Source organism: Stenotrophomonas sp. Steno-Z10-HUANG, assembly GCF_056393075.1.
The window spans coordinates 136211-157339 of sequence record NZ_JBWJPA010000004.1 but is presented as its reverse complement, the minus strand read 5'-3'; the positions used below and the strand labels follow the sequence as shown (position 1 = coordinate 157339).

Annotated in this window: 18 protein-coding genes; 7 read left to right on the top strand and 11 right to left on the bottom strand. The window is 70.2% G+C overall.

Going from position 1 to position 21129, the window contains the following annotated elements:
- Positions 1-22: 22 nt before the first annotated feature.
- The gene (locus AC06E6_RS07620; RefSeq protein ID WP_240211619.1) at positions 23-1153 is read left to right on the top strand and encodes a serine hydrolase domain-containing protein; all 1131 of its coding nucleotides are present in this window, start codon (positions 23-25) and stop codon (positions 1151-1153) included.
- 77 nt (positions 1154-1230) lie between these two features.
- On the opposite strand, the gene dgcA is transcribed toward AC06E6_RS07620, so the two are convergent.
- Together dgcA and AC06E6_RS07610 are read right to left on the bottom strand one after the other, a co-directional pair.
- Positions 1231-2211 carry an N-acetyl-D-Glu racemase DgcA gene (dgcA, locus tag AC06E6_RS07615; protein WP_240211620.1) on the bottom strand — a complete coding sequence of 327 codons (981 nt, stop codon included), beginning with the start codon at positions 2209-2211 and terminating at the stop codon, positions 1231-1233.
- 10 nt (positions 2212-2221) lie between these two features.
- Positions 2222-3244 carry an N-acetyltransferase DgcN family protein gene (locus tag AC06E6_RS07610; RefSeq protein WP_478060780.1) on the bottom strand — a complete coding sequence of 341 codons (1023 nt, stop codon included), beginning with the start codon at positions 3242-3244 and terminating at the stop codon, positions 2222-2224.
- Between the two features lie 245 nt (positions 3245-3489).
- On the opposite strand from AC06E6_RS07610, the gene AC06E6_RS07605 reads away from it, so the two are divergent.
- The gene (locus AC06E6_RS07605; protein ID WP_313229370.1) at positions 3490-4599 is read left to right on the top strand and encodes a helix-turn-helix transcriptional regulator; all 1110 of its coding nucleotides are present in this window, start codon (positions 3490-3492) and stop codon (positions 4597-4599) included.
- 262 nt (positions 4600-4861) lie between these two features.
- On the opposite strand, the gene AC06E6_RS07600 is transcribed toward AC06E6_RS07605, so the two are convergent.
- From AC06E6_RS07600 to AC06E6_RS07585, 4 genes are all read right to left on the bottom strand, one after another.
- Entirely contained in the window at positions 4862-6022 is a 1161-nt protein-coding gene (locus tag AC06E6_RS07600; RefSeq protein WP_478060778.1) for a P1 family peptidase, read from the bottom strand.
- A gap of 202 nt (positions 6023-6224) precedes the next feature.
- Positions 6225-7256: an ACR3 family arsenite efflux transporter gene (gene arsB, locus AC06E6_RS07595; RefSeq protein WP_478060952.1), complete on the bottom strand. Its 1032-nt coding sequence runs from the start codon at positions 7254-7256 to the stop codon at positions 6225-6227.
- Positions 7257-7269: 13 nt separating this feature from the next.
- Positions 7270-7782 carry an arsenate reductase ArsC gene (locus AC06E6_RS07590; protein ID WP_478060776.1) on the bottom strand — a complete coding sequence of 171 codons (513 nt, stop codon included), beginning with the start codon at positions 7780-7782 and terminating at the stop codon, positions 7270-7272.
- 54 nt (positions 7783-7836) lie between these two features.
- Positions 7837-8169: an ArsR/SmtB family transcription factor gene (locus tag AC06E6_RS07585; RefSeq protein WP_478060775.1), complete on the bottom strand. Its 333-nt coding sequence runs from the start codon at positions 8167-8169 to the stop codon at positions 7837-7839.
- Positions 8170-8255: 86 nt separating this feature from the next.
- On the opposite strand from AC06E6_RS07585, the gene arsH reads away from it, so the two are divergent.
- Complete coding sequence (gene arsH / locus AC06E6_RS07580) at positions 8256-8918, top strand: arsenical resistance protein ArsH (RefSeq protein ID WP_478060773.1); 663 nt, start codon at positions 8256-8258, stop codon at positions 8916-8918.
- Between the two features lie 106 nt (positions 8919-9024).
- Here the strand turns inward: arsH and AC06E6_RS07575 are convergent, their stop codons facing one another.
- Both AC06E6_RS07575 and AC06E6_RS07570 read right to left on the bottom strand, forming a co-directional pair.
- Positions 9025-9561: a single-stranded DNA-binding protein gene (locus AC06E6_RS07575; protein WP_104938320.1), complete on the bottom strand. Its 537-nt coding sequence runs from the start codon at positions 9559-9561 to the stop codon at positions 9025-9027.
- Positions 9562-9696: 135 nt separating this feature from the next.
- The gene (locus AC06E6_RS07570) at positions 9697-10290 is read right to left on the bottom strand and encodes a DUF2239 family protein (protein ID WP_478060772.1); all 594 of its coding nucleotides are present in this window, start codon (positions 10288-10290) and stop codon (positions 9697-9699) included.
- A gap of 85 nt (positions 10291-10375) precedes the next feature.
- Between AC06E6_RS07570 and AC06E6_RS07565 the strand changes: the two genes are divergently transcribed.
- A complete protein-coding gene (locus tag AC06E6_RS07565) occupies positions 10376-10720 on the top strand; it encodes a GIY-YIG nuclease family protein (protein ID WP_478060771.1) in 345 nt (114 codons plus the stop codon).
- Between the two features lie 69 nt (positions 10721-10789).
- Positions 10790-11818: a LacI family DNA-binding transcriptional regulator gene (locus tag AC06E6_RS07560; protein WP_161615060.1), complete on the top strand. Its 1029-nt coding sequence runs from the start codon at positions 10790-10792 to the stop codon at positions 11816-11818.
- Between the two features lie 70 nt (positions 11819-11888).
- On the opposite strand, the gene AC06E6_RS07555 is transcribed toward AC06E6_RS07560, so the two are convergent.
- The 3 genes from AC06E6_RS07555 to AC06E6_RS07545 form a co-directional block, all read right to left on the bottom strand.
- Positions 11889-12269, bottom strand: a complete 381-nt coding sequence (locus tag AC06E6_RS07555; protein WP_240211628.1) for an SseB family protein — start codon at positions 12267-12269, stop codon at positions 11889-11891.
- Positions 12270-12363: 94 nt separating this feature from the next.
- Positions 12364-14094: an alpha-amylase family glycosyl hydrolase gene (locus tag AC06E6_RS07550; RefSeq protein WP_478060770.1), complete on the bottom strand. Its 1731-nt coding sequence runs from the start codon at positions 14092-14094 to the stop codon at positions 12364-12366.
- Positions 14094-15575 (bottom strand): MFS transporter, encoded by a 1482-nt coding sequence (locus AC06E6_RS07545; protein WP_478060768.1) that lies wholly within the window; start codon positions 15573-15575, stop codon positions 14094-14096. The genes AC06E6_RS07550 and AC06E6_RS07545 overlap by 1 nt, the downstream gene beginning before the upstream one ends.
- Before the next feature lie 197 nt (positions 15576-15772).
- Between AC06E6_RS07545 and AC06E6_RS07540 the strand changes: the two genes are divergently transcribed.
- Entirely contained in the window at positions 15773-17839 is a 2067-nt protein-coding gene (locus tag AC06E6_RS07540) for a glycoside hydrolase family 97 protein (protein WP_240211630.1), read from the top strand.
- Between the two features lie 317 nt (positions 17840-18156).
- Positions 18157-20928 carry a TonB-dependent receptor gene (locus AC06E6_RS07535; RefSeq protein ID WP_478060766.1) on the top strand — a complete coding sequence of 924 codons (2772 nt, stop codon included), beginning with the start codon at positions 18157-18159 and terminating at the stop codon, positions 20926-20928.
- The last annotated feature ends 201 nt before the right edge of the window (positions 20929-21129 follow it).

The following is a 21129-nucleotide window of genomic DNA, read 5'->3' as shown; positions in this document are numbered from 1 at the left end:
GATGAAGATCCAGGCACCACGCATGGCCGTTCTCGCACTCGCACTGGTTTCCGTCGGCATCGCGCCGGCGCTGCACGCCGCGCCCGGCGCCGGCGACCGGCCCGGTTGTGGCGCGCAGCCGGCATCGGCCAGCGCGCAGGCCAGGCGCGACGCGTTCGACGCAGCGATGCGCGCGCATGGCATTCCCGGCGCACAGTTGATCCATACCCGCGACGGCATCTCCGAGGCGTACTGCCATGGCGTGCTCGATGCCCGCGCGGCGGCCACGGTCGGCGACGACACCGTGTTCCAGGCTGCCTCGTTGTCCAAGGTCGTCGCCGCCTACATCGCGCTGCGCCTGGTCGACGCCGGACAGCTGGACCTCGACAAGCCGCTGTGGGACTACTGGCAATCGCCCAGGACCCGGGACAACCCGCTGGCGCGGCGGATCACCACGCGCATGGTGCTCGACCACACCAGCGGCCTGCCCAACTGGCAGATATCGCCGTCGAACCCGGCGATCGACCACACGCCGCTGCAAAGCAAGTTCGCACCGGGCGGGCACTATGCTTACTCCGGCGAAGGCTTCTACCTGCTGCAGCGCACGCTTGAGCACCTCACCGGCAGCAGCTGGAATGCGCTGGCCGCGCGCGAAGTGTTCTCGCGGTTCGACATGCCCAGCAGCAGCTACCTCACCGACCCGGCCCTGCACGCGCGCAACGCCAACGGCCACGCAGGGAATGGCAGCGCCGAACCCGAGCGCGTATTCGCCTGGGAGAACACCGCCTGGACGCTGGTCACCAACGCCCATGACTACGACAACTTCATCCAGCGGGCGTTGTACCGCGGCGAAGGCCTGCGCCCGGACACGCATGCGTTGATGTTCGCGCCGTCCAGCGATGCCGACGACCCGGCGGCGCCCAGCCCGGCCGATGCGTTCATCACCTGGGGCCTGGGCGTCGGACTGCAGGACGCCGATGGCCGGCGCCTGGCCTGGCACTGGGGCGACAACCCCGGCTTCAAGGCGTTCTTCATGCTCGACCCGGCCAGCGGCGAAAGCCTGGTGCTGTTCACCAACAGCGAGAACGGACCGGCCACCTACAAGCAGGTGCTGCGCACGTTCATGGGGCCGGGCAGCTACCCGGCGGTCGACTGGTCCAGCGCGCAGGATTGAGGCGGCATTGAGGCGGTACGGCAAAGGCCGGTTGCGGGCATGCCGCAACCGGCGCGGTCGTCGCGGTCACCCCGCGCTCAGCCCCATACCGCCGGTTGTGGCATCGACATCCGGCCCTGCTGGTACACGATGCCGCCCGGCCAGTCCTCGGCCTGCAGCCAGGGGCCATCCAGGTCGCAGACCTCGCACAGCTGCGCCAGCACCATGCCCGGCGCGACCGATACCGAGCCACCCAGCATGCAGCCGACCATCAGCCGGAACCCGGCCGCGCGCGCGGCGCTGGCCAGTTCCAGCGCGGCGGTGAGGCCCCCGGTCTTGTCCAGCTTGATGTTGACGAACTGGTAGCGTCCGGCCAGCGCGGGCAGATCCTCGCGCGTCGACAGCGCCTCGTCGGCGCAGACCGGGATCACGCCGTCGTAGCCCAGCAGCCCGTCACTGTCGGCCACCGCGACCGGCTGTTCGAGCAGGTCCACCGCGAATGGCTGCAGCGCCGGCACGTAGGCCCGCAGTTCCTCCACGCTCCACGACTGGTTGGCATCGACGATCAGCCGCGCCCGCGGCGCGCCGCGGCGCACCGCGGCCACCGCATCCACCGGCGAGCCCTTGCCGACCTTGACCTTGAGCCAGGGATAAGCGGCATGCGCCCGCGCGGCGGCCTCGTAGGCGGCGATGTCGCGGATGCCGATGGTCACCGCGCTGTCGACCGGCCGCCAATGGGCGATGCCGGCCCGGGTCCAGGCCGGCACCCCGCTTTGCCTGGCCTCCAGGTCCCACAGCGCGGCGTCCAGCGCATGCCGGGCGCCGCCGGCCGGCAGCAGCCGCAGCAGCGCGTGGCGGTCGCAGCCGCGCTCCAGTGCCGGGCGCACCTGTTCGATCTGCGCGAGCATGCTTTCCGGGGTCTCGCCGTGATAGCCGACGCCACCAGCTTCGCCACGGCCGACCCGGCCGTCCTCGTGCAGTTCGACGATGACCACGCGCGCCTCGCTGCGCACGCCGCGGGCGATCGCGAACGGCTCCCTCAGTTTCCAGGCATGCGGCCTGGCATGCAGCGTGCGCATGGCCATGCCCTCAACCCATGATCGAGGCGAGCACCCGGCCCAGGTCGCTGCGCATCGGGTCGAAAGCGGGCACGCCCAGCTCCCGCTCGGCACGCTCCAGGGCCTCCTGCGCGGCGGCGGCATCCAGCGCCGAGGTATTCAGGCTCACCCCGACCAGGCGCGCAGCGGGGTTGGTCAGGCGCGCGGCCTGCAGGTACAGGTCGCGCGCCGCCGCCAGCCCCGGCACCGGGTAATCCGGCCAGCTGACCAGGTGCGTGCGCAGCGGGTCGTGGCACAGCACCAGGCCGTCGGCCTGCGAACCGTGCAGCAGGCCCAGGGTCACCCCGGCATAGGCCGGGTGGAACAGCGAGCCCTGGCCTTCGATCAGGTCCCAGTGGTCGGGCGCGGCGTCGGGCGAAATGCACTCGGCCGCGCCGGCGATGAAATCGGCGATCACCGCGTCCACCGCGATGCCGGCGCCGGCGATCATGATGCCGGTCTGGCCGGTGGCGCGGAAATCGGCATCGATGCCCTGCCCGCGCATCGCCCGCGCCAGCGCCAGCGCGGTGTATTTCTTGCCCAGCGCGCAGTCGGTACCGACCATGGCCACGCGCTTGCCGCTGCGCCGCTTGCCGGTGGCGCGCGGCAGGTTGTCCGGCGGCCGGCGCACGTCCACCAGGCGCACGCCCGAACGCAGCGCCGCCTGTGCCAGGCCGGGCACCGATTCCAGCGGCGTGTGCAGGCCGCTGACGATGTCCAGGCCCGCCTCCACCGCGGCGATCAACAGCGGGCTCCAATGCGCGGGAATGCGCCCGCCGACCGGGGTCACGCCGATCACCAGCGAGCGTGCGCCGGCCGCGGCCGCGGCGGCCGGGTCCAGCTCCGCCAGGCCGAGGTCGATGGTGCCGCCGGGCAACCGCGTCTGGCCGATGCAGTCCGGTGCGCTCCAGTCGCGCAGGCCGAAGGCGGTCTTGGCCTTCAGCGGGTTGGTTTCCTCGCCCAGGAACAACAGGTAGGGCATGTGCAGGATCACCCTGCCGGCGGCCGCGCTCATGGCCTGGCCTCGCTTCCCACCTGTTGCCGTTCGTTCGTGTAATGCATGGTCGCCACCTTTGCCCGGGCCGGAACTGATCGTCGCCATTCGACCATACCGGGGAACGCCCCGAATCGGGAAAAACCCGCATATTCCCGGCCAGCTGCCACGGCCGGCCGCGGCCGGCGCGCGGCGCTTGCCAGCGCTACGGGCCACTGCTACATAGCCACGATGCCGCGCGCCGCCCGCGCCCTTCCGGAGACGCCATGCTGATGCTCGATGCCCCACCCTGCGCGCGCGCCGATGGCCTGGCGTCCGCGCGCGCGGCGCTGGTGAAGGCGCTGGACATGGCGTCGCTGTGGCAGGCATGCGCGACACTGATCAACGCCGCCCTGCCGTGCCATTCGTGCAGCTTGCTGTTCGACATCGACGGCTACCAGCCGCTGCAGGGCCGGCATCACCTGGCCACCGCCGGCGACGACGGGGCGCGCCTGGTGACCAGCCTGGAAGTCGCCGCGCCCTACCTGGACGCCAATCCGCGGATCCGCTGGTACACGTTCTCGCAGATTGCCTCGCAGGACGCGCTGGCGCCGGAGCGGCTCAAGGCGCAGAACCCGGCGCCGGGCTGGCGCGAGTTCATCCACCTGGCGTTCTGGGACGGCACCCGGCTGGAAGCGGTACTGAGCATCCGCATCCTCACCGCCCATACCGAGCTGTCCGACGCCGAGCTGGCGTTCCTGGCCGAGCTGTATCCGTTGCTGGACGCCAGCCTGCAGCGGGTACGCATGCTCGAATCCGACCGGCTGCGGCACAAGGCCGTGGAGGACCTGCTGTACGCGCTGCCGCTGGCCGCGTTGCTGGTGGACGGCAACCTGGTGCCGTCGTACATGTCGCGCGAGGCCAAGCGCATCTGCCGGCGCTGGAGCACCGATACGGAACGCGACGGTTGCCTGCCGCGTGCGATCGAACTGCCGCTGCGGCGCTGGATGGAGGACGCCGCGGGCACGGCGGCGGCAGCCGGCCAGCGCGCCACTTTCACCGTGGCGCATCCGCAGCGCCCGACGCAGTCCCTGCGCGTGGAGATCAGTTCGGCGCCCGGCAATTCATTCCGCCACGCCCAGCACCTGCTGATCTTGGCTGCCGATGGCGAGGGCGACGACGCCGGCGACGCCGCTGCCGCGCGCAGCCTGCCCCTGCTCACGTGCCTGTCGCCGAGCGAGCGCAAGGTCGCCGGGCTGGTTGCCTCGGGGCTGCGCAACGACGCCATCGCCGAGCGCCTGTGCCGTTCGCGCAAGACCATCGAATCGCAGATCAGCTCGATCTTCCGCAAGTTGAACGTGAGCAACCGCACGCAGTTGGCGCGGCTGCTGAACTGAGCCGCCGACGCATGCGGCCGTTCGAGCCGCGGCCGACGGACTGAACAACCCGCGCCCGGCGCATGGCGCGATCACCACCCCGGACCGGCCTCGACGGACCCGGCGCGCGCGGTGCGCATCGCCGGACCACCGGCGCCGTGCCGGCGGCGGGATGACGCCATTCAACGGGCAGGCAGGGCTGTCTGGTCAGCGTGGCCGCTGTGGCGGCGGCACCGTCGCGACCACCCGCCGCCGCACGCCGCGGCGGGCCCCGGCGCACGCTTCAGCGCGGCGCCGCTGCCGCCTGCGCGCGTCGTACCGCTTCCAGCACCGGCGCCAGCGGCAGCGCCGCGGCGGTGCCGCGGTGCCCGTGCACGGTGTGCGCGCGGAACAGCGAGTTGACGATGGCTTCCTCGGTCGCCTCGGCGGCGGCCTGGAACAGCGGTGACATGGCTTCGCCGGCCACGCTGCGCGCCGGCTGCACCGCCACCTCAGGGTCGCGCAGGTTCTCGCTGGCGGTCGAGAACGCGATGACGTAATCGCCCGAGCCGTTGGACATGACCGAGCCGGTGCGCGCCAGCCCGACCAGCGCGCGCTTCGCCAGCCGCTGCAACTGCGCCGCGTCCAGCGGGGCATCGGTGGCCACCACCATCATGATGCTGCCGTCGCCGGTGCTCGGCGGCGGCACCGCGACGCTGCGCGCATGCGCCGCCGGATCCGGCAATACCTTCCACACCGGCACCCCGGCGATGGTGAGTTCGCCGCCGAAATTGCTCTGCACCAGCACCCCGACCGTGTAACCGCCATCGGCCGCGGGCAACCGCCGCGAACTGGTGCCGATGCCGCCCTTCCAGCCGAACGCGACCGTGCCGGCGCCGGCGCCGACATCGCCCTCCTCGACCTCGGCGCGCGACACCGTGGTCAGCGCGCGCTCCACCAGCGCCGGGGTCAGCGGGCGCGCGCGGATGTCGCTGAGGTAACCATCGTTGGTTTCGCCCACCACCGGGTTGATCGAGCGCACCTGCTCCATGCCCGGCTGGCGCAGCAGCCAGTCCACCGCCGCGTCGGCGACCTTCCAGGTGCTCAGCGTGCCGGTCAGCAGGATCGGGGTTTCCAGTTCGCCCAGTTCCTGCACCTGGGTGATGCCGGCCAGCTTGCCGTAGCCGTTGCCGACCACGATCGCCGCCGGCACCCGCTGCCGGTACGGGTTGCCGGCGTGCGGCAGGATCGCGGTGACCCCGGTGTGCAGGCGCGTGCCCTCGCGCAGCGTGGCATGGCCGACGCCGACCCCGGCCACGTCGGTGATCGCGTTGCGCGGCCCGACCGGCAGCGTGCCGATGACCACGCCCGCCTCGCGCGCACGCGGCCGCTGTTCGGCGGCGGGCGTGGCGGATGCGGCGCCGGCGGCGGCCAGGGCGAGCAGCAGGAGGGACCAGCGCTTCATCATTCGACTATCTCCAGCAGGACACGGGGACATGGCGGCACGGTACAGCAAGCCCTGCGGCTGCGGTCACGCGTCCCGGCCGCGGCCCGCTCCGGCGGCGACGGCACCCGTGATGCTGGCGCCGGAACGAGGCCGGCGCATCGGGGGAAATCCCCATTCTGGGCGCGGCGGCGCGCGCCCGGGCCACGGCCTGGGCTGCGCCTCAGTGCGCGGCCGGTCGTTCGTACCAGTCCCGCGACCGGTTGACGATGTGGACCACCGACAGCATCACCGGCACCTCGACCAGCACGCCGACCACTGTTGCCAGCGCCGCCCCCGAATGCACGCCGAACACGCTCACCGCGGTGGCCACCGCCAGTTCGAAGAAGTTGCTGGCGCCGATCAGCGCCGACGGACCGGCCACGCAATGGGCCACGCCCAGCTTGCGGTTCAGCAGGTACGCCAGCCCCGAATTGAAGTAGACCTGGATCAGGATGGGCACCGCCAGCATCGCGATGACCAGCGGCTGCGCCAGGATCTGCCGGCCCTGGAAGCCGAACAGCAGCACCAGCATCAGCAGCAGCGCCGCCAGCGACAGCGGGCCGAGCCGGGCCAGCCAGCGGTCGAGCCGGGCCTGTCCGCCCTTGCGCATCACCCAGGCGCGCAGGCACGTGGCGATGATCACCGGCACCACGATGTACAGCCCCACGGAGATGGCCAGCGTGGCCCATGGCACGGTGATCGAGGAAATGCCGAGCAGCAGCGCGACCAGCGGCGCGAACGCCACCACCATGATGGCGTCGTTCAAGGCCACCTGGCTGAGGGTGAACGCCGCGTCGCCGCGGCACAGGTTGCTCCACACGAACACCATCGCGGTGCACGGCGCAGCCGCCAGCAGGATCAGGCCGGCGATGTAGGAATCCACCTGGTCGGCCGGCAACCATGGTCCGAACACGTGGCGCAGGAACAACCAGCCCAGCAGGGCCATCGAAAACGGCTTCACCGCCCAGTTGATGAACAGCGTGGTGCCGATACCGCGCCAGTGCCGGCCGACCTGGCGCAGCGCGCCGAAATCCACCTTCATCAGCATGGGCACGATCATCACCCAGATGAGCGCGGCCACCGGCAGGTTCACCTGCGCCCATTCGATGCTGCCCAGGCGCACGAAAACGGAAGGCAACTGGTGGCCCAGCAACGTGCCCACCACGATGCAGAGCGCCACCCACAGGGTCAGGTAGCGCTCGAAGAAGCCCATGCGTGGCGCCGCGTCACTCACCGGCGCCGTCCCCGGCGCCGATCGCGCCGATGCCGTCGAGCGCGGCCTGGAGCCCGGCACGGTCGTGCCAGAGCGCAGCCGGAAGTGCGAGCAAGGCCTTCAGCCGGGCCTGGATGACACGATGGGCCTGCTTGAACGCGGCACGCTTGTGGTCATCGCTGCCATCGGCCGCTGCCGGGTCGGGCAACCCCCAATGGGTGCGCAGGAAATCGCCGAATACCACCGGGCAGGTCTCCGCCGCGGCCGCGTCGCACACGGTCACCACCAGGTCCATGCGCGGCGCGTCCGCTGTGGTGAATTCGTCCCAGGACTTGCTGCGCAGCCCGGCAGTGGCAATCCCCTCGGCCCGCAGCTGGGCAAGGGCGAACGGGTTCACCGTGCCAGTGGGCCGGCTGCCGGCGCTGAATGCCATGAAACGGCTGCCGGCCCACGCCCGCAGCGTGGCTTCGGCCAGGACGCTGCGGGCACTGTTGCCGGTACACAGGAAAAGCACGTTGTGGGTCATGGGCGGGGGTGTCGTGTGGGGAAAGACAGGGCGCGGTGGTGACCGGCCGCGCGCTCAGCAGCCGCAGGCCGGCGCGTTCGCCGGCGCGCATGCGGCACCGGGCGAACCGGCACAGCAGTTATGGGTGAGGTACTGGATCAGACCGTTCATCGCCTGGAAGTTGGCGCGGTAGCAGACATATCGGCCTTGGCTTTCGCTCACCACCAGGCCGGCAAGCACCAGTTCCTTCAGGTGGAAGGACAGCGTTGCACCGGGAACACCCAGCGCCTCGCCGATGTCGCCGGCCACGCGTCCGTCGGGGCCGGCCTCGACCAGCAGACGGAAGGCCGCCAGCCGGGTCGCATGTCCCAGCGCGGTCAGGGCAGCGATTGCATCATTCGTTTCCATTTTTCTAGAATAATCGAATTATCAAGCCCGAACAATCCTCCTTCGACCTCCCCACCTATCTGGATACCGGCCTGCTTCCCGCGCCCATGCACGAACCCGCGGGTTCCGACGACCGGCATCGGCCCCGCATCCTGTTGCTGCATGGCTCGCTGCGGCCGCAGTCGTTCAGCCGCAAGCTGGCGCGGGAAGCCGAGCGCATCCTGCAGTACCTCGGTGCCGAGACCCGGGTGTTCGATCCGCACGACCTGCCCATGCTGGACAGCGTGGACAGGCAGCATCCGAAGGTGCAGCAACTGCGCGAGTGGTCGCAGTGGTCCGAAGGCCAGGTCTGGGTGTCGCCCGAGCGCCACGGCACCGTCACCGGCGTGTTCAAGAACCAGATCGACTGGCTGCCACTGGAAGACGGCAGCGTGCGGCCGACCCAGGGCAAGACCCTGGCGGTGATGCAGGTCAGCGGCGGCTCGCAGTCGTTCAACGTGGTCAACACCCTGCTCGTGCTGGGCCGCTGGATGCGCATGCTCACCATCCCCAACCAGTCCTCGGTGGCCAAGGCCTGGCAGGAGTTCGACGACGACGGCCGCATGAAGCCCTCGCCGTACTACGACCGGGTGGTGGACGTGATGGAGGAACTGATGAAGTTCACCCTGCTGGTGCGCGGCCACGGCGAGCATCTGGTGGACCGCTACAGCGAGCGCAAGGGCGCGGAGCAGGCGCGACGCATCGCGCGGGCGGCCACGGTGTCTGAATGACGGAATGACGCCGCGCCGCAGCGCGCGGCGCAGGGCAGATGAAAAAGAAAAAGCCCTCGGCAGCGAGGGCTTTTCCAGGAGTACCAGGCGATCTACCGCCGCGGCATCAGAACGGAATATCGTCGTCGGCGAAGTCGTCCATCGGCGGCGGGGCCGGCTGCTGCGCGGGCGCCTGCCGCTGCGGGCGCTGGCCGTAACCGCCGCCGCCCTGGTCCTGGTTGCCATAGCCACCGCCCTGCGGGCGCGGGGCCGACTGGCGCTGCGGGCGCTCACCGCCGCCGTAACCGCCACCACCGCCGCCACCCTCGCCACGGCCGCCGAGCATCTGCATCTCGTTGGCGACGATGTCGGTGGTGTACTTCTCCACGCCGTCCTGCCCGGTGAACTTGTCGTAGCGGATCTCGCCTTCGACGTAGACCTGCGAGCCCTTGCGCAGGTACTCGCCGGCGATCTCGCCGAGCTTGCCGAAGAACACCACGCGGTGCCATTCGGTGCGCTCCTGGTTGTTGCCGTCGCGGTCCTTGCGCACGCTGGTGGTGGCCAGGCTGATGCGGGTCACGGCCATGCCGCTCTGGGTGTACTTCACGTCCGGGTCGTTGCCGAGGTTGCCGACCAGGATGACTTTGTTGATGCCGCGGGCCATGGGATTCGCTCTTTGCGTTGTGTGCCGGGGTATGTGCCGGCTGCAGCCGGCATCCGTGGGTCCCGGTGCAGGTGCCGGGAGGGAACGGGACATGGGATGGTAGCAACCCATCCCGTTCCCGCCCACCCTGCCGGCTCAGCCGGCGTCGTGCACCGACAGGCTGGCGAGGTAGTTGCCTACATCGGCAGGCCATTGCCGGAAGTGCATGGCAAGGGCGGCAGTGTCGCCCGCGAACAGCGCGCGGCTGGCCTCCTCGAAGCCTGGCAGGTCCCCGGCCAGCACCCGCATCGCCTGGTACTGCGCCTCGCGGCGCTGGCGCAGGTCGCCAGCCCCCTCGTCCTCCCGGCGCGCCTGCTCGACCAGCCGGCGCAGGGCCGCCGAGGCCCCGCCGGGCTGCGCCGCCAGCCATTCCCAGTGGCGCGGCAGCAGGGTGACTTCGCGCGCCACCACGCCCAGCCGCGGGCGCCCGCGCTCCCTGGGCAGGGATTTTCCGCTCCCGTCCGCAACCGCGAAGCGCACGCGCAGCCGTTCCAGCACCTGCGCGGCATCGCCGTGCAGGTCCAGGTCCACGCTCTGCCCGGTGCGGTCGTCCAGCACCAGCAGCGGGCGCCCGTGCGCACCAGTGCCCGCGCGCGCGGCAGCCTCCCGCGCCACGTCGCGCAGCGCGCCGCGGACCAGCAGCCGGCTGCCGTCGAACAGGGCGTGGGGCGCCTTCAGGGGATCGTTCATGCAACGGCTCCATATTTGACCCGGGTAATATTGCCATTTCATTTTTACCCGGGCAATATCAGCCTCCCGCCAGACCCCAGCCCCCATGGACAAGCACCAGCGCCGGCAGCAGATCGCCGACTACAAACGCCGCGCGACCCGCAGCGGCATCTACCACGTGCGCTGCACCGCCAGCGGCGAAAGCTGGGCCGGACCGGCCAACGACCTGTCCACCATCGGCAACCGGCTGTGGTTCACCCTGCGCCTGGGCAACCACCCGCACCTGCGCCTGCAGCAGGCCTGGAACCTGCACGGCGCCGAAGCGTTCCAGTGGCACGACGCGCACGTGCTGGAACACGACCCCGACCTGCACGACTTCGAACGCGCGCGGCGGCTGCAGGACGCGCTGGCCGAGGTCTGCCGGCGGACCGGCGCCACGGCGCTGCGTTGATCCGTGGCGGCGGCACGGTTGCCGCCGCCACGTGGCATGATGGCCGGCACCTTCACCTTGCCGGTCATGATGGTCATCAAGGGCAAAGCCACGTCACTGGATATCGCGCACATGGCCGGCGTTTCGCAGCCGACCGTGTCGCGCGCCCTGCGCGGCAGCCCGATGGTCAACGCCGACACCCGCCGGCGCATCCTGGAGATCGCCCGCCAGCTCAACTACAAGGTGGACAAGAACGCGTCCAGCCTGCGCTGCCAGCAGTCCGGCACGCTGGCACTGCTGTTCTTCGAGGACCCGACCCCGGACGACTCGCTGATCAACCCGTTCTTCCACTCGATGCTGGGCTCGATCACCCGCGCCTGCGCGTTGAAGGGACAGGACCTGCTGGTGTCGTTCCAGCAGCTGTCCAGCGACTGGCACGCCGATTTCGAGGACAGCAACAAGGCCGACGGCATCATCCTGCTCGGCTATGGCGACTACCACCAATCGGTCGAACGGCTGCGGCGCCTGGTCGAACAGGGCACCCATTTCGTGCGCTGGGGCGCGGCCCTGCCCGGCCAGCCCGGGGTATCGGTGGGCAGCGACAACTTCCAGGGCGGCTTCGACATCACCGCGCACCTGCTCGACCAGGGCCGGCGCCGCATCGCCTTCCTCGGCCACGCCTCCAGCCATTACCCGGAATTCCAGGAACGCTACCGCGGCCATGCGCAGGCGCTGCGCGCGCGCGGCCTGGAACCGGAGCCGGGCCTACAGCACGACGCCATCACCACCGAGGAGTCCGGCCACGCCGCCTGCGCCGCGCTGCTGGCCGGCGGGCAGCGTTTCGACGCGGTATGCGCGGCCAGCGACCTGATCGCCATCGGCGCACTGCGCGCGCTGCGCGAGCACGGCCTGCGCATACCGCAGGACGTGGCGGTCACCGGCTTCGACGACATTCCGCTGGCGGCCTCGGTATCGCCGGCGCTGACCACGGTGCAGCAGGACACCAAGCTGGCCGGGCACCTTCTGGTGGAGAAGCTGCTGGCGCTGATCGCCGGCGCGCCGGTGGACAGCCAGAGCATCGCGGTCAGGCTGGCGGTGCGCGAATCCTCGCGCATGTAGCTGCGGGCCTTGCCGCGCATGGCGCTTTCCCGCTGACGCCCGAGGCGGGGCCAGCCCCGCATGCATGGGGTCAGCCGAAATCCCGCAGCAGTTCGCCCACGCCCGATGGCGCCACTTCGAAGCCCAGCGGCGTGCCCGGGTTCACCACCACGCCGTAGCCGCCCGGTACCCGGCGCAGCACGTCCAGCATCAGCCAGCGCAGCGTGTGCGGCGCCTGCTGGGCATGGATGCCGACCCGCGCCATGTCGGTGAACACCGCCACGTGCAGCACGCCCTGCTTGTCGAACAGCAGCGGATCAAAGCCGCTGCCATCGGGGGTGACCAGGCTGCCGGTGAGCAGCACCACCTCCGAGGCGACGAACGCCTGCATGAACGCCCTGATCGGCAACGTCCCGTCCATGGCGGCCTTGAGCAGCGTTTCGAGCGGGTTCTGCGGGGCAAGCGTGTCCATGGCGTGCGGCATCGGGGGGGCCGGGAATTGTACCGCCGCGGCGCCATCGACCAGGGCGTGTGCGCTGGCGGGGGCGACGTTCGCGCGCGCGGTGTCAGCGCGCCAGGCGCGCGTCGCGTGCGGCCTGGTCGGCCATCGCCGCGTCCAGCCGCGCCTGCAGTGCCGGCTGCCGCACCTCGGCGTCGAGCACGAACACCTTGACCGCGTGCGCCGGCACCATCGCCCGCAGCACGTCGCGCACCGCCTGCGTGCCACCCTCGAGCGCGTCACGCCAGGTGCCGGCCTGCAGGTAGCGGCGCACTTCGAAGGCCTGCGCGGTGTCGCCCTTGTTGAGCAGCACCAGTGCGGTCTGCGCGGTGCCGCCGTGCTGCAGCACGCGGTAGAACACCGCCTGGTCGCCCTGCAGGCGTTCGTTGACCTGCAGGCCGCGCTGCAGCGCCGGGGTAGCCTGGCGCAGGCGCGCAATGCGCTGCAGCGGGGCGAAGATGGGGCTGCGCGGCGCCGCGTCGATACGCTCCTGGCCGAAGTAGGCGCGGTTGCCGGCATGTTCGGCGCGGCCGCGCATGAAGCCGGTTTCCGAGCCGTAATAGAGCACCGGGATGCCGCGCGCAGTGAACAGCCAGTTGTGCGCGTCGATGAAACCGGCATCGCTGGCGTCCAGCCGCGCCATGTCGTGGTTGTCGTAGAACGTCATCAGCGCGTACGGGTTGGCGTACGGGCCGCCGTCCAGGTGCAGCGGTCCGGCCAGGGTTTCGTAGCCCTGGCCTTCCCTGCCGAACACCGCCGCCAGCGCGCCGCGCAGCGGGAAATCGAGCACGCTGACGTTGGCGTTGGCCGGCCAGGTGTGTTCGGCGATGCGCGCGGCGTCGTAGTCGAAGGCCTCGCCGAACATGAACATGCCCGGGTGCGCGGCGCGGATGCGCTGCACGAACGCATGCCACCACCGGTGCGGCAGCCAGCCGATGGTGTCGATGCGCAGCGCGTCCACGCCCTGCGCGGTCCACTGCAGGTAGGCGCCGACCAGGTAGTCCATCACCGCCGGGTTGTCCTGGTTGAAATCGGACAGCTCGGCCAGGTTGCCGTCGAAGATCGACCCCTTTTCGCCGTCGACCGGGCCGATGGCGTTGTAGAAGGCATGCAGCGGGTTGTGCTTCGGGTCCAGTTGCTGCGGCGGCAGGTTCTGGTGGTCGGCAATCAGCTTTCCGTCCCGGTCGAAGATCTGGCCGAACTGCGGCTGCAGCACCGGCATGGTCCAGGCCGGCGAGCCGTGGTTGCCGACGATGTCCAGCACCACCTTCAGGCCGGCATCGTGCAGGCCGCGGGTAAGGCCGGAAAAATCCAGGTCCGCGCTGGGCAGGTGTTCGTCCAGCCGGTAGAAATTGATGCCCCAGTAACCGTGGTAGCCGGTCTTGCCGCGGTCGGTCAGGCTGCTGTTGCAGGTGACCGGGCGGCTGCCGGTGAACGCCTGGTCGGGGTTGTCGACGATCGGCGTGATCCACACCGCGCCGAAGCCGAGGTTGCGGATGTACCGCGCATTGTCGAGCACGCCGCGGAAATCGCCGCCGAGGTAGCCGATGTTGCCGTCGATACCGTCCGCGCAATGCACCGGGATGTCGAAGGTCGGGTGCGCGCCGCCCTGCTCGCGCTGGTCGTTGGCCGGGTCGCCATTGACGAAGCGGTCGGTGACCACGAAGTACACCGCGTCGCCGGCGAACGGCTCGGTGGTGCCGACGTAGTCCGGGCGCGGTGCGGCCGCGGCGGCGCCGGCCAGCAGGGCAAGGGAAAGCGCCGGCGCCAGGCCGGCCATCGACAGACGCACGCGCATCACACCACCTCCGGACGGGACGGCACCCGCAGCACGCACAGGCCGGCCACGAACAGGCTGCAGCCGCCCAGCACCAGCACGTGCATCGGCATGCCGCCCAGCCAGGTGCGCAGGGCGAAGCCGAGCGCGCTGGCGGCCACCAGCTGCGGGATCACGATGAAGAAATTGAAGATACCCATGTACACGCCCATCTTCGACGCCGGCACGCTGTCGGACAGCAGCGCGTACGGCAGCGACAGGATCGAGGCCCAGGCGAAACCGACCCCGACCATCGACAGCAGCAGCCACTTCGGGTCGCCGATGAACATCAGCGACACCAGCCCGGCGCCGCCCAGCCACAGGTTGAGCAGGTGGCTCCAGCGCAGGCCCAGCACCCGCACCATGGCCGGGATGGCCAGCGCCGCCAGCGCGGCGAAGCCGTTGTAGGCGCCGAACAGCACGCCGACCCAGTTGGCGCCTTCGTTGTAGGCGGCCGACTGCGGATCGGTGGAACCGAAATGGGTGCCGGCCACCGCCGCGGTGGTGTAGATCCACATCGCGAACAGCGCGAACCACGAGAAGAACTGCACCCACGCCAGCCGCCGCATGGTGGCCGGCATCGCGCGCAGGTCGCCGACGATGGCCGCCAGCATGTGGGTGCCGGGCAGCAGCCGCGCAAGCGCCAGCAGCACGCCGTAGGCGATGCACAGGCCGGCCAGCACGTACAGCATGCGGTCGCCCTGGCGCCAGCCGATCAACAGCGCGAGCGCGGTACCGAGCAGCAGCCACGTGGCGACCTGCGCCCATGGCGGCGCGCCGCCGGGCGCGGCCACCCGGTGCGCGGCGGGCGGCTCGGCGTCGTCGAACGCGGCCAGCTCCGCCGGCGGGTACTCGCGGGTACTGAACACCGTCCACGCGATCGCCGCCAGCAGCACCACCGCACCGAAGTAGAACGCATAGCGCACCGTGTCCGGCACCTCGCGCGGCGCGGCGGTGTTGGCCACGCCCCAGCGCGCCAGCAGATACGGCAGCAGACTGGCGATGATCGCGCCGACGCCGATGAAGAAGCTCTGCATCGCATAGCCGGCCGGGCGCTGGCGCGGCGCCAGCTGGTCACCGACGAAGGCGCGGAACGGCTCCATCGACACGTTGATCGAGGCATCCAGCACCCACAGCGTGCCGGCGGCGATCCACAGCGTCGGCGAATTCGGCATCACCAGCAGCGCCAGCGTGGTCAACACCGCACCGAGCATGAAGAACGGCCGCCGCCGGCCCCAGCGCGTCCAGGTGCGGTCGGACAGGTAGCCCACCACCGGCTGCACCAGCAGGCCGGTCAGCGGCGCGGCGATCCACAGCCCCGGCACCGCCTCCATCGACGCACCCAGCGTCTCGAAGATGCGGCTGGCATTGGCGTTCTGCAGCGCGAAGCCGAACTGGATGCCGAGGAACCCGAAACACATGTTCCAGATCTGCCAGAACGACAGCTGCGGTTTGCTTTTCATCAAGCGCTTCCCCCCTCCGGGAATCACGGATGCGATGTACGCCGCCACGGCGGCCGGGCCATGGTAGAGGCCGCCCGCGCGATGCGCACCGCCGGTGCATACGTATTCAATGCCGCTGCCGCCGATGACGCTGTGCACCAACTGGAATAGTGGTGGCACCTGCCTGCCGCCCCCGTGCTCCGGAGCCGATACCCGTCATGGTCCTGCCACGCCCCTGCCCGTTCCCGCACCGCATCACCCTCGCCTTGCTCCTGCTGCTGGCCTGCCTGCCCGTCGCCCGGGCGGCGGACCTGGCGCGCATCGCCTCGCCCGGCGACGTGCTCGCCGTCGTCCTTGAAGCGCAGCACGAAGGACGCATCGCCTACCGGGTGGAACGCCGGGGCCAGGCGGTGATCGCCCCGTCGCGGCTGGGCTTCCTGCTCGGCGACGGGCGCCTGGAACGCAACCTCGAACTGGTCGGGCAGTCGCGCCGCAGTTTCGACGAGACCTGGGAGCAGCCGTGGGGCGAGCGCCGCCTGACCCGCAACCACTACAACGAACTGCGCGCCCGCTTCGCCGAGAAGCCGGTGGACGCGGCCCATCCCGGGCGCCGTTTCGACGTGGTGTTCCGCGTCTACGACGACGGCGTCGGCTTCCGCTACGAGTTCCCGCGGCAGGCGGCGATGGGCGAGGCGCGCATCCGCGCCGAGCTGACCGAGTTCGCGCTCGCCCGCGCCGCGAGCGCCTGGTGGATCCCGGCGTTCGAATGGAACCGCGAGGAATACCTGTACCGCCACACCCCGCTGCGCGAGATCGGCACCGCGCAGACTCCGCTGACCCTGCGCGATGACAGCGGCCTGCATGTGGCCATCCACGAGGCCGCGCTGCTGGACTACGCGGGCATGAACCTGGCCCGCGGCGACGGCGACGTGCTGCGCGCCGCGCTCACGCCCGGCAGTGGCGACGCCGCGGTGGTGCGTGCGCTGCCGTTCAGTACGCCGTGGCGCACGATCCAGGTCGGCGAGCGCGCCGGCGACCTGGCCGAATCCAGCCTGGTGCTCAACCTCAACGAGCCCAATGCCATCGGCGACGTGAGCTGGTTCACGCCGGCCAAGTACGTCGGCGTGTGGTGGTCGCTGCACCTGGAGACCGAGACCTGGGCCACCGGCCCCCGGCACGGCGCCACCACCGCCAACACCCGGCGCTACATCGACTTCGCCGCCGCCAACGGCTTCCGCGGGGTGCTGGTAGAAGGCTGGAACCCCGGCTGGGACGGCAACTGGTTCGCCAACGGCTGGGGCTTCGACTTCACCCGTGCCACCGCCGATTTCGACCTGCCGGGGCTGGCCAGCTACGCCGCCGGCAAGGGCGTGCACCTGGTCGGCCACCACGAGACCGCCTGCGCGGTCAGCCATTACGAGCGGCAGTTGCCGGCCGCGCTCGAGATGTACGCGCGCAACGGCGTGGACGTGGTCAAGACCGGTTACGTCTGCGACGCCGGCGACATCCAGCGCCAGGACCACGCCGGTGGCCCGGTGGTGCGCGAGTGGCACGAGGGCCAGTGGATGAGCAACCACCACCTGCGCGTGGTCCAGCAGGCGGCGCGGCGGCACATCGCGGTCAACGCGCACGAACCGATCAAGGACACCGGCCTGCGCCGCACCTGGCCCAACTGGGTCTCGCGCGAAGGCGCGCGCGGCATGGAGTACAACGCCTGGGGCGCGCCGCCGAACCCGCCGGAACACGAAGCCACGCTGGTGTTCACGCGCATGCTGGCCGGGCCGATGGACTTCACCCCGGGCATCGTCAGCCTGAAGGGCCGCAACGGCCTGCCGCTGCGCAGCACCCTGGCCAAGCAGCTGGCGCTGTACGTGGTGCTGTACAGCCCGATCCAGATGGTGGCCGACCTGCCCGAACACTACGCGCAGCATCCCGATGCCTTCCAGTTCATCCGCGACGTGGCGGTGGACTGGGAGCAAAGCCATGTGCTCGACGGCGAAGTCGGGCAGTTCGCGACCATCGCGCGCAGGGCGCGCGGCAGCGGCGAATGGTTCCTGGGCAGCGTCGGCGACGACCAGCCGCGCGAACTGGATACACCGTTGTCGTTCCTGGAGCCGGGCCGCCGCTACCGCGCCGAGATCTACCGCGACGGCGACGGCGCCAACTGGCGCGACCAGCCCTTCGCCTTCGCCCGCGAGACCCGGGAGGTCGGCAGCGGCGACCGCATCGTGCTGAAGCTCGCACCCGGCGGCGGCACCGCGATCCGCTTCGTGCCGCTGGATTGATTGCGCCGTGGGTGCGGGGCCTGCGCGGCATGGCTGTTCGGCCGCCTCATGCCGGGCACGCCCGGCATCTCCTACCGCGACTGCGCATGGCCGACGGCGCCTCGTGGCGCCGTTGCCATCGTTGTCATGCGCAATCCCGGCGGACGCGCCGCTTGTCGGCGCATTGAATACGTATGCAGGCCGATTCCACGACGTTGCCCGCTGATTACCATGCATGGCAGTCGCAACCCGAGCGCATCGCAACGGCGACGAACGCCCGCAAACCGCTCCGGTGCAGGCACCGAACAACCAAACGACATCACCTGGGAGAGGGGAGAATGTTGAACACCAAGCGCAACCTGTTGAGCGTGGCGCTCGCGTCCGCGCTGGCGCTGCAGGCCAGTGGCGCCTACGCGCAGAGCACCGCCGACGACGGCCAGAAGAAAGCCGACGCCGTGGACCTGGACACGGTCACCGTCACCGGCATCCGCCGCGGCATCGAGAGCGCGATCTCGGTCAAGCGCGATGCCACCTCGATCGTCGAAGCGGTCTCGGCCGAGGACATCGGCAAGCTGCCGGACGTGAGCATCGCCGAATCGATCGCCCGCCTGCCCGGCCTGGCCGCGCAGCGCGTGGCCGGCCGCGCCCAGGTGATCAGCGTGCGCGGATTGTCGCCCGACTTCGCCACCACCCTGCTCAACGGCCGCGAGATGGTCAGCACCGGTGATAACCGCAGCGTGGAATTCGACCAGTATCCGTCCGAGCTGATCAGCGGCGTGACCGTGTACAAGACCCCCGACGCCGGCCTGGTCGGCCAGGGCCTGTCCGGCACCCTGGACATGCAGACCGTGCGCCCGCTCAGCTATGGCGACCGGGTGATCGCCGTCAGCGGCCGCTACCAGAAGAACTCGCTGGGCGAAGCCGCCGGCGTCGACCCCTACGGCAACCGCTTCAACGTCAGCTTCGTGGACAAGTTCGCCGACGACACCATCGGCCTGGCCATCGGCTACTCGCACTCGGACATGCCCAAACAGGAGAACCAGGTCGGCCTGTACGAACCGTGGAAGGACCGCAACGACGACGGAACGCCGTTGAACCGCCCCGGCGTCCCCGCCTACACGTTCTACTCCGACGGCATCAAGGCGCTGCGCCGCACCGGCAACGCCAAGCGCGACGGCGTGATGGCCACCGTGCAGTTCCGCCCCAACAATGCCTGGACCAGCACGCTCGATGCGTTCTACACCAAGGCCAAGGAATACGACACCGCCAACCAGCTGGAAATCCACCTGGGTGGCTACAACGGTGGCTACGACCCGCTGTACCTGACCGACGCGGTGACCCGCGACGGCAGCTTCGTCAGCGGCGTGGCGCACAACGTCTACCCGCTGGTGCGCGGCATGTACAACTACCGCGAGGACAGCATCAAGGCTTTCGGCTGGAACAACGAATTCACCTTCGGCGAGGTGCGCCTGGTCGCGGACGTCAGCTGGTCCAAGGCGGTGCGCGACGAGACCAACCTGGAGAACAACCTGCAGCTGCTGCCGGCCCCACGGCTGGATTCGGTGCGCCTGGATTTCGCCGGCGGCAACTTCCCGCGGTTCACCCCGGGGCGGGATTATTCCGATGCCGGCAAGCTGTTCCTGACCAACACCATCTACGGCTCGGGCTACGGCAAGACCCCGCATGTGGACGACGAGCTGAAGGGCTTCAAGCTGGCGCTCAACTTCCCGGCGCCGGACGCCCTGGGCTGGTTCAGCGATATCGACGTGGGTGCCAACTACGCCGACCGCAGCAAGGACAAGACCCAGGCCGAAGGCAACATCAACCTGGGCGCGCAGGGCATCACCAGCATCGCCGCCGACCTGCAGTACGCGCCGGTCGACCTGGGCTTCGCCGGCGCCGGCCGCATCCCGGCCTGGAACGTCCCGGCCGCGGTCGCCAAGTACATGGTGTTCAAGCCCACCACCACCGAGAGCTACCTGATTCCCAAGCAGTGGACGGTGGACGAGGAGATCGCCACGCTGTTCCTGCGCGCCAACATCAGCACCCAGATCGGCTCGATCCCGGTGCGCGGCAACATCGGCCTGCAGGGCCAGCACGTGGACCAGTCCTCGCACTCCAACTACTGGGACGGTTCGCAGCCGGTCGGCAACCAGGTGATCCCGATCCACGAGGGCAGCAAGTACTCCAAGCTCCTGCCGAGCATGAACCTGGCGTTCGAACTGCCGGCCGAGAACACCGTGCGCTTCGCCCTGGCCCGCCAGGTGGCGCGCCCGCGGGTGGACGAGATGCGCGCGTCGATGGAATTCGGCATGGACACCGGCCAGGGCAAACCCGGCGCCAGTGGCGGCAACCCGCAGCTGAAGCCATGGCTGGCCAACGCGGTGGACCTGTCCTGGGAAAAGTACTTCGGCAACAAGGCCTATGTGGCCGCCGCGGTGTTCTACAAGGACCTGAAAACCTACATCTATACCGAAAAGCGCGATGGCTACGACTTCACCAGCCAGGTCGCCGAGTGGCTGAAGATCCCGGCCAACGAAGCCCAGCTCCAGGCACCGGCGCAGACGACCGGCACCTACACCGCGCCGTTCAACGGCAGCGGTGGCAGCCTGCGCGGCATGGAACTGACCGCCTCGCTGCCGCTGGACCTGTTCGCCGACGCGCTGCGCGGCTTCGGCGTGGTCGCAAGCGCCAGCTTCAACGACAGCAGCATCACCATCCCGCCGGATCCGGGCGCCGTCTCCAGCGTCGGCAGCGCCCCGATCATGCTGCCGGGCCTGTCCAAGCGCGTGTACAACTTCACCGCCTATTACGAGAACGACGGTTTCGAAGTACGCCTGAACCAGCGCAAGCGCTCGGACTTCATCGGCGAGATCGGCAACTTCAACGGCAACCGCACCCTGCGCTACGTCAAGGGCGAGAACGTGCTGGACGCGCAGCTGGGCTACAGCTTCGGCAGCGACACGATGTTCAGCGGGTTGAGCCTGTACCTGCAGGCCAGCAACCTGACCAACTCCAGGTACGAAACCTATGCCGGCAGCAAGGACCGTCCGCTGGAGACCGTGGAATGGGGCCGCAGCTACCAGATCGGGGTGAACTACAAGTTCTGAGCCGTCGGTTTCAGCCGCACACCGGACCCGCTGCCCCGGCAGCGGGTTTTTTCATGCGCGCGGCCGGCGCCCCGGCCACCATCCCGGCGCTCGAGGCCGCCCCGCGGCCGCCCCCGGCTGCACCCGCGACGCCCCACCCTGGCAACGGCCGGAGGGGTCACGCCGCGTCCCTGTCCGGTGGCGCTGGCAACCGGTCGTCGC

Coding starts and splice junctions, on each gene's coding strand:
- AC06E6_RS07565 (WP_478060771.1), top strand. CDS start 10,376: ATGGACAAGCACCAGCGCCGGCAGCAGATCGCCGACTACAAACGCCGC.
- AC06E6_RS07590 (WP_478060776.1), bottom strand. CDS start 7,782: ATGACCCACAACGTGCTTTTCCTGTGTACCGGCAACAGTGCCCGCAGC.
- AC06E6_RS07535 (WP_478060766.1), top strand. CDS start 18,157: ATGTTGAACACCAAGCGCAACCTGTTGAGCGTGGCGCTCGCGTCCGCG.
- AC06E6_RS07620 (WP_240211619.1), top strand. CDS start 23: ATGGCCGTTCTCGCACTCGCACTGGTTTCCGTCGGCATCGCGCCGGCG.
- AC06E6_RS07575 (WP_104938320.1), bottom strand. CDS start 9,561: ATGGCCCGCGGCATCAACAAAGTCATCCTGGTCGGCAACCTCGGCAAC.
- arsH (WP_478060773.1), top strand. CDS start 8,256: ATGCACGAACCCGCGGGTTCCGACGACCGGCATCGGCCCCGCATCCTG.
- AC06E6_RS07545 (WP_478060768.1), bottom strand. CDS start 15,575: ATGAAAAGCAAACCGCAGCTGTCGTTCTGGCAGATCTGGAACATGTGT.
- AC06E6_RS07585 (WP_478060775.1), bottom strand. CDS start 8,169: ATGGAAACGAATGATGCAATCGCTGCCCTGACCGCGCTGGGACATGCG.
- AC06E6_RS07550 (WP_478060770.1), bottom strand. CDS start 14,094: ATGCGCGTGCGTCTGTCGATGGCCGGCCTGGCGCCGGCGCTTTCCCTT.
- AC06E6_RS07600 (WP_478060778.1), bottom strand. CDS start 6,022: ATGAAGCGCTGGTCCCTCCTGCTGCTCGCCCTGGCCGCCGCCGGCGCC.
- AC06E6_RS07570 (WP_478060772.1), bottom strand. CDS start 10,290: ATGAACGATCCCCTGAAGGCGCCCCACGCCCTGTTCGACGGCAGCCGG.
- AC06E6_RS07540 (WP_240211630.1), top strand. CDS start 15,773: ATGGTCCTGCCACGCCCCTGCCCGTTCCCGCACCGCATCACCCTCGCC.
- AC06E6_RS07610 (WP_478060780.1), bottom strand. CDS start 3,244: ATGAGCGCGGCCGCCGGCAGGGTGATCCTGCACATGCCCTACCTGTTG.
- arsB (WP_478060952.1), bottom strand. CDS start 7,256: ATGGGCTTCTTCGAGCGCTACCTGACCCTGTGGGTGGCGCTCTGCATC.
- dgcA (WP_240211620.1), bottom strand. CDS start 2,211: ATGCGCACGCTGCATGCCAGGCCGCATGCCTGGAAACTGAGGGAGCCG.
- AC06E6_RS07560 (WP_161615060.1), top strand. CDS start 10,790: ATGGTCATCAAGGGCAAAGCCACGTCACTGGATATCGCGCACATGGCC.
- AC06E6_RS07605 (WP_313229370.1), top strand. CDS start 3,490: ATGCTGATGCTCGATGCCCCACCCTGCGCGCGCGCCGATGGCCTGGCG.
- AC06E6_RS07555 (WP_240211628.1), bottom strand. CDS start 12,269: ATGGACACGCTTGCCCCGCAGAACCCGCTCGAAACGCTGCTCAAGGCC.